The 13561-nt window shown below is 33.1% G+C and carries 12 protein-coding genes; 5 read left to right on the forward strand and 7 right to left on the reverse strand.

The window, feature by feature from the left end; all coding sequences use genetic code 11:
• Positions 1 to 144: 144 nt before the first annotated feature.
• The 5 genes from ACGLWY_RS17660 (at position 145) to ACGLWY_RS17680 (ending at position 5758) form a co-directional block, all read left to right on the forward strand.
• Entirely contained in the window at positions 145 to 1152 is a 1008-nt protein-coding gene (locus ACGLWY_RS17660; RefSeq protein WP_396621003.1) for a glycosyltransferase family 2 protein, read from the forward strand.
• A 433-nt stretch (positions 1153 to 1585) separates the two neighbouring features.
• Entirely contained in the window at positions 1586 to 3511 is a 1926-nt protein-coding gene (locus tag ACGLWY_RS17665) for a BatA domain-containing protein (protein ID WP_396621004.1), read from the forward strand.
• Positions 3508 to 4764: a dihydroorotase family protein gene (locus ACGLWY_RS17670; protein ID WP_396621005.1), complete on the forward strand. Its 1257-nt coding sequence runs from the start codon at positions 3508 to 3510 to the stop codon at positions 4762 to 4764. The genes ACGLWY_RS17665 and ACGLWY_RS17670 overlap by 4 nt, the downstream gene beginning before the upstream one ends.
• Positions 4765 to 4766: 2 nt before the next feature.
• Positions 4767 to 5099 carry a hypothetical protein gene (locus tag ACGLWY_RS17675; RefSeq protein WP_396621006.1) on the forward strand — a complete coding sequence of 111 codons (333 nt, stop codon included), beginning with the start codon at positions 4767 to 4769 and terminating at the stop codon, positions 5097 to 5099.
• Positions 5100 to 5101: 2 nt separating this feature from the next.
• Complete coding sequence (locus tag ACGLWY_RS17680; protein ID WP_396621007.1) at positions 5102 to 5758, forward strand: alpha/beta hydrolase; 657 nt, start codon at positions 5102 to 5104, stop codon at positions 5756 to 5758.
• A gap of 241 nt (positions 5759 to 5999) precedes the next feature.
• Here ACGLWY_RS17680 and ACGLWY_RS17685 read toward each other — a convergent pair whose 3' ends face one another.
• The 7 genes from ACGLWY_RS17685 to recN form a co-directional block, all read right to left on the reverse strand.
• A complete protein-coding gene (locus tag ACGLWY_RS17685; protein ID WP_396621008.1) occupies positions 6000 to 6701 on the reverse strand; it encodes a response regulator transcription factor in 702 nt (233 codons plus the stop codon).
• A gap of 3 nt (positions 6702 to 6704) precedes the next feature.
• Positions 6705 to 8240, reverse strand: coding sequence for a sensor histidine kinase (locus ACGLWY_RS17690; protein ID WP_396621009.1), 1536 nt, complete (start codon positions 8238 to 8240; stop codon positions 6705 to 6707).
• A 106-nt stretch (positions 8241 to 8346) separates the two neighbouring features.
• Positions 8347 to 8940 carry a dephospho-CoA kinase gene (coaE, locus tag ACGLWY_RS17695; protein ID WP_396621010.1) on the reverse strand — a complete coding sequence of 198 codons (594 nt, stop codon included), beginning with the start codon at positions 8938 to 8940 and terminating at the stop codon, positions 8347 to 8349.
• On the reverse strand, positions 8937 to 9896 hold the full coding sequence (locus ACGLWY_RS17700) for a CdaR family protein (protein ID WP_396621011.1): 960 nt from the start codon (positions 9894 to 9896) through the stop codon (positions 8937 to 8939). Before ACGLWY_RS17700 ends, coaE begins: the two co-directional genes overlap by 4 nt.
• Positions 9893 to 10900, reverse strand: coding sequence for a glycosyltransferase (locus ACGLWY_RS17705; protein ID WP_396621012.1), 1008 nt, complete (start codon positions 10898 to 10900; stop codon positions 9893 to 9895). Before ACGLWY_RS17705 ends, ACGLWY_RS17700 begins: the two co-directional genes overlap by 4 nt.
• Positions 10901 to 11007: 107 nt before the next feature.
• Positions 11008 to 11823 (reverse strand): enoyl-ACP reductase, encoded by an 816-nt coding sequence (locus ACGLWY_RS17710; protein ID WP_396621013.1) that lies wholly within the window; start codon positions 11821 to 11823, stop codon positions 11008 to 11010.
• A 57-nt stretch (positions 11824 to 11880) separates the two neighbouring features.
• Positions 11881 to 13533 carry a DNA repair protein RecN gene (recN, locus tag ACGLWY_RS17715; protein ID WP_396621014.1) on the reverse strand — a complete coding sequence of 551 codons (1653 nt, stop codon included), beginning with the start codon at positions 13531 to 13533 and terminating at the stop codon, positions 11881 to 11883.
• Between the last annotated feature and the right edge of the window lie 28 nt (positions 13534 to 13561).

A 13561-nucleotide genomic window follows, 5' to 3' on the forward strand; every position in this document is an offset into this window, starting at 1 on the left:
ATTGTCTATTGTCTATTGTCTAATCTCTTAGCTCTTATAGCTCACAATTCAAAAATCATCAATCGTCAATCAAAAAGGCATCTTTCAAACGGTAATCCATAATTCTGAATTCTAAATTCTGATTTCATTATGTATATTCGCTGCATGCAAAAACCATTGATAAGTATTTTAACGCCCTTTAAGAATACGGAAATCTATTTAGGAGACTGTATAAATTCTATATTAAATCAAACCCACACCAATTGGGAATTGATAATTGTTGATGATGGTTCTTCTGATAACAGCTATGATGTTGTAAACGCTTTCGCCGAAAAAGACAGCAGGATAATACTTGTAAAGAATACAGGAAGCGGCATTATTGATGCATTACAACTCGCTTTTGGTAAAAGTAAAGGTGATTTTATTACTAGAATGGATAGTGACGATATCATGTTGCCAAACAAATTAGAAGTTTTGCTGAATAATTTAATCACTCATGGCGAAAAGCATGTAGCTGTTGGTTTAGTTGAATATTTTAGTGAAACGGGCGTTGGTGAAGGTTATAAAAGTTATGAAACATGGTTGAACAACCTGACTAAAACAGGAAACAATTATTCTGAAATTTATAAGGAATGCGTGATTCCATCACCTTGCTGGATGCTACACAGAAACGATTTGATAGCTTGTGATGCGTTTAATCCGCACCTGTACCCTGAAGATTACGATTTAACATTTCGGTTTTACAAACACAACTATAAATGCATTCCTTGTGATGTGGTATTACACAAATGGCGCGATTACAGCACGCGCACTTCTAGAACCCATGTTCATTACGCACAAAACCATTTTACCGAATTAAAACTAAGGCACTTTTTAGATATTGATTATAACAAAACAAAAACATTAACCATTTGGGGTGCGGGTACCAAAGGCAAATTAATGGCCAGCATATTGTTAGAAAAACACATTCCATTTGAATGGATTTGCGATAACCCAAAAAAAATTGGAAAGGCTATTTACGGAAAAGAATTAAAAGCTTTTAATACACTTTCAAAAATTGAAAACTCTCAAAGTATTATTACTGTAGCAAATAAAAAAGCACAAATGGAAATTAGAAGCTATTTGGAAACGCTGAACTTGAAACCCGTAAAAGATTATGTCTTCTTTTGTTAATTCTAACTCTTTCCAATGAAAAAGGCTTCATTATAAATCAGGGCGGAGCGTAAAAAATAACCCAGTGGGCTATTTTAGCGAACGCGCCAACTGGAGCAAGATTATATTTTTTGCTTACAAACAAAAAGTTTAAATGACTTCAATGAAAAATGTTTACTTTTGAAATGAGCAATAACAGTAAAATTTATACTTAGAGACTGTTTAAATTTTGTTTTTGGAATGTTTTATAGGGTATTTTTTCGTCAGACCAAGGTGTTTTGAGGTTCATAGCCATAGCTACGAACCGAAAAAATAGCTGAAGTATGGCGGAAAAAGGCACATAAAAGAACCAAAGGATAAAACTTAAACAGTCTCTTACTGCCATGTTCATTAGCGAATGGCATCTGACCTATAAAAATCAATAAAATATAACAGATGAAAAATATAAAACACAATGCAGTTTAAACACCCCGAACTTCTTTACGCTTTATTTTTACTGCTTGTCCCAATTATTGTTCATTTATTTCAGTTGCGTAAGTTTCAAAAAGAAGCCTTTACCAACGTCGCATTTTTAAAAGAGGCGACCATACAAACCCGCAAAAGTTCACAAATAAAAAAATGGCTGATTCTGTCTACCAGACTCTTATTGCTTGCAGCTATCGTTATAGCATTTGCACAACCGTTCACTTCTAAATCGAATGCGTTCAATTCTAAAAAAGAAACGGTTATTTATTTAGATAATTCGTTTAGCATGCAAGCAAAAGGTAATCAAGGTGACCTATTAAAACGAGCTGTACAAGATATTATTGGGAATGTGCCCGAAGACGAAAACATAAGCCTCATCACTAATGATGACATCTTTAAAAATACCACAATAAAAGCCATAAAAAATGACTTATTACAATTAGATTATTCATCTAACCAATTAACACCTGAAGCGGCTTTACTAAAAAGTAATACCTTTTTTAGCAAACAGAACAATACGCTGAAAAACTTGGTATTTATTTCAGATTTTCAACAGGTTGCCTCGGAATTCACTCCAAAAATGGATTCGCTAACCAACTTACATTTAGTACAGTTAAAACCGGTAAACACTAACAATATAGCGATCGATTCGGCTTATATTACGGGAACTACAGCTACTTCAATCGAATTAAAAGTACTCATAAAAAACAGTGGGGAACCTATTGAAAATTTACCTGTTTCGCTATTTAACAATGAGGAACTGATTGCAAAAACATCGGTTGCTATTAAAGACCACGTTGAAACCACTTTTTCGCTTCCTGCCAGCAAAATTATAAATGGCAAGATTACTATTGATGATGCTAACTTACAATTTGACAACAGTTTGTTTTTCAACATCAATAAAACAGCTAAAATCAACATACTGGCCGTCAATGCTGAAGATGATTCGTTTTTAAAACGAATTTATACAGATGATGAGTTTCATTTTACTTCAACCAACGAAAATCAATTAAACTATAGCATTATAAACCAACAGCATGTTATTGTTTTAAATGAATTGAACAGCATCCCAAATGCACTCGCCGATGCTTTAAAATCATTTACAAGCCAAGGTGGTTCGCTTGTTGTCATTCCTTCAACAGATAGCGACCTGGAGTCTTACAACCAATTACTTAATGATTTTGGAAGCCGCTTTAATGAGGGCATTCAAATCGAAAAACGCATAACTACCATCAATTATTCACATCCTTTATACAGTTCTGGTGTGTTTGAAAAACAAGTTGATAATTTTCAGTACCCAACAACGGCAAGTTTTTATAATATAACATCTAAAAATGCGTCGTCTATTCTAAAATTTGAAGACGGTAAACCTTTTTTAAATCAGACCAAACAGGTATTTGTGTTCACATCGGCATTAAACACGACCAATTCCAGTTTTAAAAATTCACCTTTAATAGTGCCCACATTTTATAACATTGGAAAATTCAGCTTTAAAAATCCTGCTTTATATTATACCATTGGCAATGAAAACACCTTTGATATAGAAACAACATTACAACAAGACGACATTGTCACTTTAGTAAATGGTAATATAAATATCATTCCGAAACAGCAATATTTTAATAACAAAGTGGTGATCAATACCTCTGAAACACCTTCAATAGCTGCTATTTACGCTATTAAAAACAAAAACGACACTATTAAAAACGTCAGTTATAATTACAATAGGGACGAAAGTGCTTTGGTTTACAGGAACCTATCAGCTTCAAAAAACCTAACCGTTAGCGATTCAATCACAGAAATTTTCGATAGTATAAAAAGTGATGCAAAAGTTAACGCCTTATGGAAATGGTTTGTTATTTTTGCGCTAGCGTTATTGATTATTGAAATGCTCATATTAAAATACTTTAAATGAACATACTTATAAAATCTGCCACCATTATAGATTCTAAAAGCGAATTTCACAATACAACTCAAGATATATTAGTTGAAAATGGTGTGATTACCCAAATTTCCAATGCCATTAAAAACCCTAAAAAATATCAAGAGGTCACCTTTGATAATCTTCATATTTCGCAAGGCTGGTTTGATAGTAGTGTGTGTTTTGGCGAACCTGGTTTCGAGGAACGCGATACTATTGCAAATGGATTGAAAACAGCTGCAGCATCCGGTTTTACTGCCGTGGCTATGAATGCCCATACCAATCCGGTTATAGATTCTAATTCCGATGTCACCTTTGTAAACTCTAAAGCTGCCAATAATGCGGTTACTTTATTGCCAATTGGTGCTTTAACCATGTGTAGTAAAGGCGAAGATTTAGCCGAACTTTACGATATGAATACCGCAGGTGCTGTTGCGTTTTACGATTATAAAAAACCTATAGCGAACCCTAACCTCATGAAAATTGCCCTGCAATATGCCAGTAATTTTGGTGGTTTGGTTTGCTCGTTCCCGCAAGAAAACAAAATTGCCGGAAATGGGGTTGTAAACGAACATATTACAAGCACTAAATTGGGTTTAAAAGGCATTCCTGCATTGGCAGAAGAAATGCAAATAGCACGCGATTTATTTCTTTTGGAATATACTGATGGAAAACTGCACATTCCAACAATTTCAACAGCAAAATCGGTGGAATTAATACGGGAAGCCAAAAAGAAAAAATTGGATGTAACTTGTAGCGTCGCCATTCATAACCTATACTTTACGGATGCTGTTTTAACCGATTTTAACACGCATTTTAAGGTATTGCCCCCGTTACGAACACAAGCCGATATAGACGCCTTAATTGAAGGTGTGAAAGATGGCACCATCGATATGGTAACCAGCGACCATAACCCGATTGATATTGAACACAAAAAAATAGAGTTTGATTACGCTGCTTACGGAAGCATTGGTCTAGAAAGTGCTTTTGGTGCTTTACAAACTGTTTTTACCACCAAAAAAACCATCGAGATTTTAACTAAAGGAAAAACTCGATTTGGCTTGGAGCAAACACCTATAAATATTGGTAACAAACTGAATATCACACTTTTTAATCCAGACACTAAATATACTTTTTCTTTAAACAATATCATTTCCAAATCAAAAAATGCTATTTTTGAAAATGAAACTTTAAAAGGAAACGTGTATGGCATTATTTCAAATAATAAAGTTTCTTTAAATTCTTAAGTATGACAGAACAAGATATTGAAGCAGGAAGAAACAACGCTATTATTAGTTACTTAACCATATTTGGAACCATTATAGCTTTTTACCTAAATAATGAAAACAAAAGCGAGTTTGCCAGTTTTCATATAAGACAAGCGCTTGGGCTTTGGCTAACGTTTTTTGCATTGGGTTATATCGTTGGTGTTTTTGACAGTTGGTTTATCACCTTTGGATTTTATATGTTTTTTGGTGTGCTTTTTATTTTTGGTTTTGCAAATGCCATTGCCAGAAAAGCGCAAACCGTACCGCTTGTTGGAGAATTATACCAAAAGCTATTTGCTAATTTAGGTAAATAACCATGACTAACACGTCACTTTCTTTATATCATATTGTTAGAAAATCTACGTTAACCGAAAACGCACCTTTGCTTATTATGATGCACGGTTATGGTAGTGATGAAAACGATTTATTTTCTTTTTCATCTGAATTACCCGAAGAACTTTTCATCATTTCAGTACGTGCGCCCTACCCTATGCCACCCTATGGCAATGCTTGGTATGCCATTAATTTTGATGAAGTACAAGGCAAATGGAACGATAATGAGCAAGCAAAACAATCGCGGGATTTAATGGCGAACTTTATCGACGAAGCCATTGCCGAATACCCTGTAAACAAAAACAACGTTACGCTTTTAGGCTTTAGCCAAGGCAGTATTTTAAGTTATGCTGTGGCATTAACCTACCCCGAAAAGGTTAAAAATATCATTGCTTTAAGCGGTTATGTAAATAAAGATATTTTGCCTGAAGACATTAACACAAGAGATTATTCTAATCTTGACTTTTATTGCTCACACGGCAGTGTTGACCAAGTCATACCTGTAGATTGGGCGCGACAAACGTCGCCGTTTTTAAATAGTTTACACATTAAAAACCAATACTCAGAGTTCCCTGTGGGACATGGTGTAGCACCCCAAAATTTTTATGAATTTAAGGAGTGGTTGGGTAAACGTATTTAGCAACCTACAATTCCCTAAACATATTAAAATCTTGATAACCTATCAGGATTTTTTTATTTGATTTTATTTTATCAGAAAAAGCGAATAGATTCGTTTAACTCTATGATATTAAATATTGAAACGGTTTTTATATTAAGATAGTTAAACAAAACACTCTGTTTAAAAAAAACTCAAAGCCCAAACCATAAAAAAAATCCAGCAAATTACTGGATTCTCAATATCAAAATATGGCTTTTATAAATTAGTTTACTACCAACCTAAAACCTTCTCCGTGGATGTTAAGTATTTCTACTTTATCATCTAGTTTTAAATATTTACGTAGTTTGGCAATATACACATCCATACTACGCGAGGTAAAATAGTTATCGTCTCTCCAAATTTTGGTAAGTGCTAATTCACGTGGCATTAAATCGTTTTCGTGTAACGCTAATAAGCGTAACAACTCATTTTCTTTTGGCGATAGTTTAACGGGGTCTCCTCCATCAAACTTTAAAAAACGTAGTTTAGAATTTAAATCGAACCTACCAATTTTAAACTCAAACTGTTTGCTATCCGAAATGGTTTCGGTGGCTTTACGTTGCATAATGGCTTTAATTTTCATTAGCAATACTTCGCTATCAAAAGGTTTGTTTAAATAATCGTCGGCTCCAACTTTGTAGCCTCTTAAAACATCCTCTTTCATGGTTTTAGCTGTTAAGAAAACGATAGGGACATCCGTATTTTTTTCGCGTATTTCTTTAGCTAATGTGAAACCGTCTTTATATGGCATCATAACGTCTAGAATGCATAAATCGAAATCGTCTTTTTTGAATTTCTCGAAACCTTCCATTCCGTTTTTTGCGTGAACAACATCATAATCGTTCATCATCAAATAATCTTTAAGAACAATTCCAAAATTAGGATCGTCTTCAACTAATAAAATTTTCTTTTTTTGCTCTTCCATAATTTATGATATTATTGGAAGCTTTATTATAAATGTGCTTCCTTTGTCTTTTTCACTTTCTACTGATACGTGACCTTGATGGTCTTCTACAATTCTTTTTACATAGGCCAAACCTAAACCATGACCTCTAACGTTATGAATATTACCGGTATGTTCTCTATAAAACTTTTCGAACACACGTTTGGCAGCTGCTTTACTCATACCGCTACCATGATCTTTTATTTTTAACAAAATATTGTTCCCAACATTTTCGGTATATACTTCTATTTTTGGTGCTTCTGGCGAATACTTTATGGCATTATCCAAAATATTCACTATAACGTTTGTAAAGTGGCTTTCGTTTGCTAAAACAGACGCCTTGGGCGCATTCAAAAATGTTTTGATATAACCTTGCCTATCTTCAACAATAAGTTCTACATGCGTAATAGCGTCTTCAACTAAGTCATGCAGGTTTAACCTATCCTTACTTATATTCAATTCGTTTTTCTCTAACTTAGATATTCTTAACACGTTTTCTACCTGAGCATGCATGCGTTTGTTTTCGTCTTTAATCATTGTCAAGTAGCGTAATACTTTTTCTTTATCGTCAATAACTTTTGGGTTCCTTATCGCATCGAGTGCCAAATTTATGGTGGCGATGGGTGTTTTGAACTCATGCGTCATGTTATTGATGAAATCTGTCTTTATTTCCGATATCTTACGCTGCTTCACTAACTGGTGTAAAGCACTTCCATAAGCTAAAATAATGATGGACGTAAAAATGACCGACAACAAAATCATCCCCATGTTTGATGATAAAATAAATTTTTTATCATCGGGGAAACTCACCAAAAGTTTATAGGCACTTTGGTTATTTTCATTATAAAACATAAACACACTAAAAGCCGATTCATCGTAATTTTCAAAATTATCGCTACGTACCCTGGTTGCTAATCCGTTACTGTAAATGGCAAATTCAAAATCGATGTCAATGCCATCTTCTTTAAGTTTTTCAGATAATAACTTTTGAATTTCTTCTTTGGTTACACGTTTGTGTATAGGCAACCTAGAAGCTAAATCTTTATAAATATCTTCAAAAACAATTTCGTCAGTGCTAGACATTTTATCTAAAAGCAACAACTTATCACTTGTACTTAAATCTAAATCTAAACTAGAACCACTGTTTTGGTACACTTTGGTTTCACGATTGTTTAAAATACGTTTTACGCTAATAGTATCTAAACCTATGTCAAAGATCGATGAATTAAATTTATAATTTTCTTCTAGAGTTCCGCTTCTGTAAACTACGGTTTCTTTAGAGTCAAAATCTTCTTTAATGATGTATAAATTTCTAATTACCGAGGTATCAACTTCAACACCTTGGGAAATTAAACCTTGAAGCGTATATACATATTCTGAGTACTCTCGTTTTTCAATAGTATTGGAAACGTAATTTAATACTTTATTTACATTAAACCTAAAACGTTCCTTTTCATTTTTTACAGAACCGTTAATATAATAAGCCTGAACAAAAATAATACCTATTAGAGACAAACTCATTAACAGAATTAATAGGACGAATATTTTTTTGCTCATCGTTCAAAATTAACATTTTAACATTTAGTGCTCATGCCTTTTAACCTTACATTAACAAAAATGTTAAAATTTAGGTTTTCTTGATAGATTTAAGAATTTCTGTATGTATTTTAAGAACTTTATTCTTAGTGTTTTCAAGGTCTATGTTCGTTATTACATAATCTGAAAGTTTTATTTTTTCTTCATCAGACCATTGATTCTTCATGATGGCTTCCACTTTATCTTTAGTAGTTGCATCTCGCTTTAACAACCTTTCTATTCTTATACTCTTCGGTGCTATAACGGTGATAACATAATCACATTGTTTGTAACCATCATTTTCAAACAAAATAGCAACTTCTTTTATAACATAGGGCGCAGTTTGTTTTAACACCCATTTCTTAAAGTGCGCTGCCACTCTTGGATGTACGATAGCATTCATTTTTTGTAAATAACTTTTATCATTAAAAATAATATTTGCAATAAAAGGTTTATTTAACCCATCATTCACATACGCTTCATTTCCAAATAATTGAATGAGTTTTCGCTTAACAACTTGAGACGTATTCATAAGCTTTTTTGCTTCCTCATCTGCAATATACACTGGAATACCCAACGCCATAAACTGTTTGGCAACCGTAGTTTTACCACTTCCTATACCGCCTGTTAAGCCTACTATTATCATTCTATTATAATGAATTCTATATGTTGCTGTTTAATTTTTACGTTTCTAGCTGTTTGCGGAAACCTATCTAATTCTGGCACTAACAGCGATTGGTTATTTAAAATATTGCTATAATCACAAACTACACTAAAATCTTTAGCCGAAATTGAATTAAAGTTACTTAAACTTACATAATAAGATACATTGACTTCTTTAGGAAAGTATTTTAAATTGATATTTTTGGGCACGTTAATAATAGTTACAGGAACTTTTAGAGTGCCCTCTGTAAACTTTTCAACAGTTGCTTTTAAAACCACTTTATCGTTTGAAAACGTTAAATCTTTATTCTTTTTAGGTAATTTTAACTTAACAGTTTCCGATAAATTTTTCCTAACATTCGTTAATTCTATTTTTTCAGTTTGAACAAAATCAACCTGAGAGACTAAAGCTTTGGCTCCTACTACTACAACAGAATCTGGCCTTAAAACATAGGGTTTCGAAACATCAAACCCCGGACTGTATTTTATATCTGAATTTAATTTAACAGGTACTTTCTTTACCATGTTAACTCCATATCTAAAAGTTAATACTTCGGGGGATATGTTTAGCAATTCAACTTGTTTGTCAAACTGGGTATTCTCTAAATATGCTTTGGATTTATTCCAAATAAAAACAGAATCTTTTTTATAAACGTCTTTTTTAAAATCGATTCTAATTTTTGGTTTAGAGAAATAGTAGGTCAGCCATTTAAAACCATGTGTCTTTAAGGTAATGTTTAAAGCTACTGAATCGTCAAAAATAACATCTTCTTGTGGTATATTTATTTTTTCAATATTGAAAACAACAGTATTTGTGTACTCTTTTGAAAGTTTTGTAAACATTAAAATGATGAATGCCAACAATAAAAATAAAAAAAAGACATTTATTTTTTTATTCTTAATAGAGGTTAATATGTCTGACTTTATTTTTTTTATCATGACGGTTTAAAAAACAAATTAGGAAAATGTGTTTCGGGGTTCTTTTTGAAAACTTCTACAGCTAACGTTGATTTTAAAAACCCATAACCATAACCGAAAAACTGAATGCTAATTGCTATTAAAGATAATAACGAAACCAAAACGCTTTTAGTTGAATATAATGCTATTAAAAAAGCTAAAACAAAATACAAAGCATATAGTATGATTAATAACTTAACTTGAAATACCAGTAAAAACACAGCTATTATAAAACCTAAGCTAAACAACGTTGGAAACCAATAGGTCATTTTTTTTGTTGAAGGGTGCCACTTATTCAAGATGGGGCGTACCAAACCAAATTTGTACACTTGTCTGTAAAATTTACTCCAAGAAATACGTCTTTTATGGTAAACAAAAGCTTCGGGTATGAGTTTTGTTTTGTAACCCAAGTTCCAAAGGCGTATGGATAAATCGGGGTCTTCACCTGGGTGAATAAACCCAAAGCCTTTTGAAGCTAAAAACGCTTCTTTAGAAATTCCCATATTAAAACTTCTGGGTTGAAACCTATCAACGCTTTTTTTGTTTCCTCTAATTCCACCTGTGGTAATAATCGATGTCATTGAAAAATTAATGGCTTTTTGCAAATCAGAAAAGGATTCATGAGCTGCATCAGGACCACCAAAGCAATCTACATAATTTTGTTTCAAGCTTTTTTCTACTTCAAATAAATAGGTTTGAGGTAAAATGCAATCGGAATCCAAAATGATAAAGTAGTTCCCTTTGGCATGCTTCATTCCAAAATTCCTGGAGTCGCCAGGACCTGAATTTGCCTTGAAAAAATAAGAAATATCAAGTTTTGACTTAAAAGTATCAACAACATTTTTTGAAGGTATCGTTGAGCCATCTTCAATAATAACAACTTCAAATTCAGTATTGGTTTTCAAGCCTACAAAACTTTGCAAAAGCTCTTGTATCTCGTCGGGACGATTATAAACAGGGATTATGAATGAGAATTGTAGTTGCATAACACAAATGTAACTAATCAAAACAAAAAAGCCACCTTATACAAGTGGCTATAATTTATTTTTTTAGACCTCACAGGTTTTAAAAATCTGTGAGGTTTTGTAACATTTTATTCTCCTACAAAGGTACTCATAACAGCATCACTCACACCCATGTTGCTAAAACCTCCATCGTTATACAAGTTTTGCAATGTAACGCGTTTTGTTAGATCGCTAAACAGTGTCACTGTGTAGTTTGCGCAATCTAAAGCCGTGGCATTACCAAGTGGCGACATTTTATCGGCGTAAGCAATAAACCCGTCAAAGCCTTTTACACCACTACCTGCGGTAGTAGGTGTTGGCGATTGCGAAATGGTGTTTACGCGCACTTTTTTATCGCGACCAAAGAAATACCCAAAACTACGGGCAATGCTTTCTAAATAGGCTTTATTATCGGCCATATCGTTATAATCTGGAAATACACGTTGCGCAGCCATATAACTTAATGCTACTATGCTTCCCCACTCGTTCATAGCATCTTGCTTATAAAGTGTTTGCATGACTTTATGAAATGACATGGCAGAAACGTCGGTGCCTTTTTGTGTCCAGTCATAATTTTGGTCGGTATAATGTTTCCCTTTTCTAACATTTATAGACATACCTATAGAATGTAAAACAAAATCTATTTTACCACCTAAAATTTCCATCGATTGCTTTACCAAATTTTCTAAGTCTTCAATTGAAGTAGCGTCGGCAGGAATAATTTGAGAGCCTGTTTTTTCGGCTAACTCATTAATTTGTCCCATACGCATGGCTACGGGTGCATTTGTTAAAACAAACATTCCGCCTTCTTCATGAACACGTTCAGCAGTTTTCCAAGCAATTGAATTTGAGTCTAATGCTCCAAAAATGATTCCTCTTTTTCCTTTTAGTAAATTGTATGACATATTTTTTGGTTTATATGTTGATTCGTTTATTTATTTAATTAGGGCTCAAAGATACAATTAATTCAATAATTCTTTTGCATGTGCAATTGCCGAAGACGACATTTCCAAACCACCAAGCATTTGTGCGATTTCAACAACACGCTCGTCGTGGTTTAATTTTATCAAATTTGTTTGTGTCACGTTGTTTATATCTTCTTTAAATACTTTAAAATGCGAATGCCCTTTGGCTGCAATTTGTGGCAAATGTGTTATAGAAAATACTTGCATGGTTTTGCTCATTTGCAGCATGATATCGCCCATTTTATTGGATATTTCACCTGAAACACCAGTGTCGATTTCATCAAACATAATGGTTGGTAATTGAATATATTTTGATAACACCGATTTTATTGCCAACATAATACGCGATAATTCACCACCTGAAGCCGCTTTTTTAAGTTCGTTAAAATGGCCTCCTTTATTTGCGGAAAATAAGAATGACAAATCATCTTTTCCATTTACAAAAAAATCATCACCATAAACAATATCTATTTTAAATCGTGCATTGGGCATACCCAAACTTGCTAAAAGAGCTTCTAATTGTTCTTTTAATTGCGGAATGATTTTGGTTCGCTTATTATGAATATCTTTTGAAATCGTATTTAATTCAGCTTCTTTATTTTCAATTTCCAATTGTTTTTTCTGAATGGATTCGTCTAGATTTTCAGTAAACGCTACCTTTTCTTCTAATTGGTTTTTTATTTCGATTAATTCTGAAATACTAGTCACAACATGCTTTTGCATTAAATTATGAAGTGCTCGTAATTTAGAATCGACGACTTCCAACCTATTAGGGTCTATTTCCAAATTATCTTGCAATACATCAACTTCTCTAAACACGTCATCCATGTCTATTAAACTGCTATGGACCCTATTAAACAAATCTTCGTATTTTAACGAATAACTTGATAGCTTTTGAAACGTATTTTTTAAAGATGTTAATGCAGATAAAATCCCTATTTGTTCTTCATTTAATAATTGATACGCTTCAGAAAGTCTTTCCTTAATGCCTTCAATATTATTTAAAGTTTCGTTTTCTTCTTCGAGTGATTCCAATTCGCCATCAACCAGATTGGCTTCAACCAATTCATTCAATAAAAAAGAATTATAATCATGTTCCTTAATAGCATCAGCCTGGAAATCTAAAAGTTCTTTAAGTTCCTTTTTTAGTTTTTTATAAACCTTTAATGTTTGTTTATAAGTTTGAAGCGCTTCATCGTTATTAGCTAGTGCATCAATAACCTGAAATTGAAATTCGTTACTTGTTAATTGTAACGTTTCGTGCTGAGAATGAATATCAATCAATCGTTCACCCAACAACTGTAAACTATTTAAGTTAACTGGCGAATCGTTTACAAATGCTCTCGATTTTCCTGAAGGCAATATCTCCCTGCGGATAATAGTCTGCGCTTCATAATCAAAATCTTCTGCTTTAAAAAGTGATTGAAGTTTATAGTTTGAAATATTAAAAACCGCTTCAATAACACATTTTTCCTCTGTGTTTTTTAAACTACTTAAATCGGCTCGTTTACCAAGAATCAATGATAAACCACCTAAAAGTATCGATTTCCCTGCACCTGTTTCACCTGTAATTATAGAAAAACCGTCATTAAACTCTACATGAAGCTTATCGATTAGGGCATAATTTTTTATGGAAAGTGATGTTAACATGCTTTTGGTTAATGGGTCTTGGTTATTG

The sequence above is a fragment of the Mariniflexile sp. HMF6888 genome (genome assembly GCF_044335535.1).
GTDB lineage: Bacteria > Bacteroidota > Bacteroidia > Flavobacteriales > Flavobacteriaceae > Mariniflexile.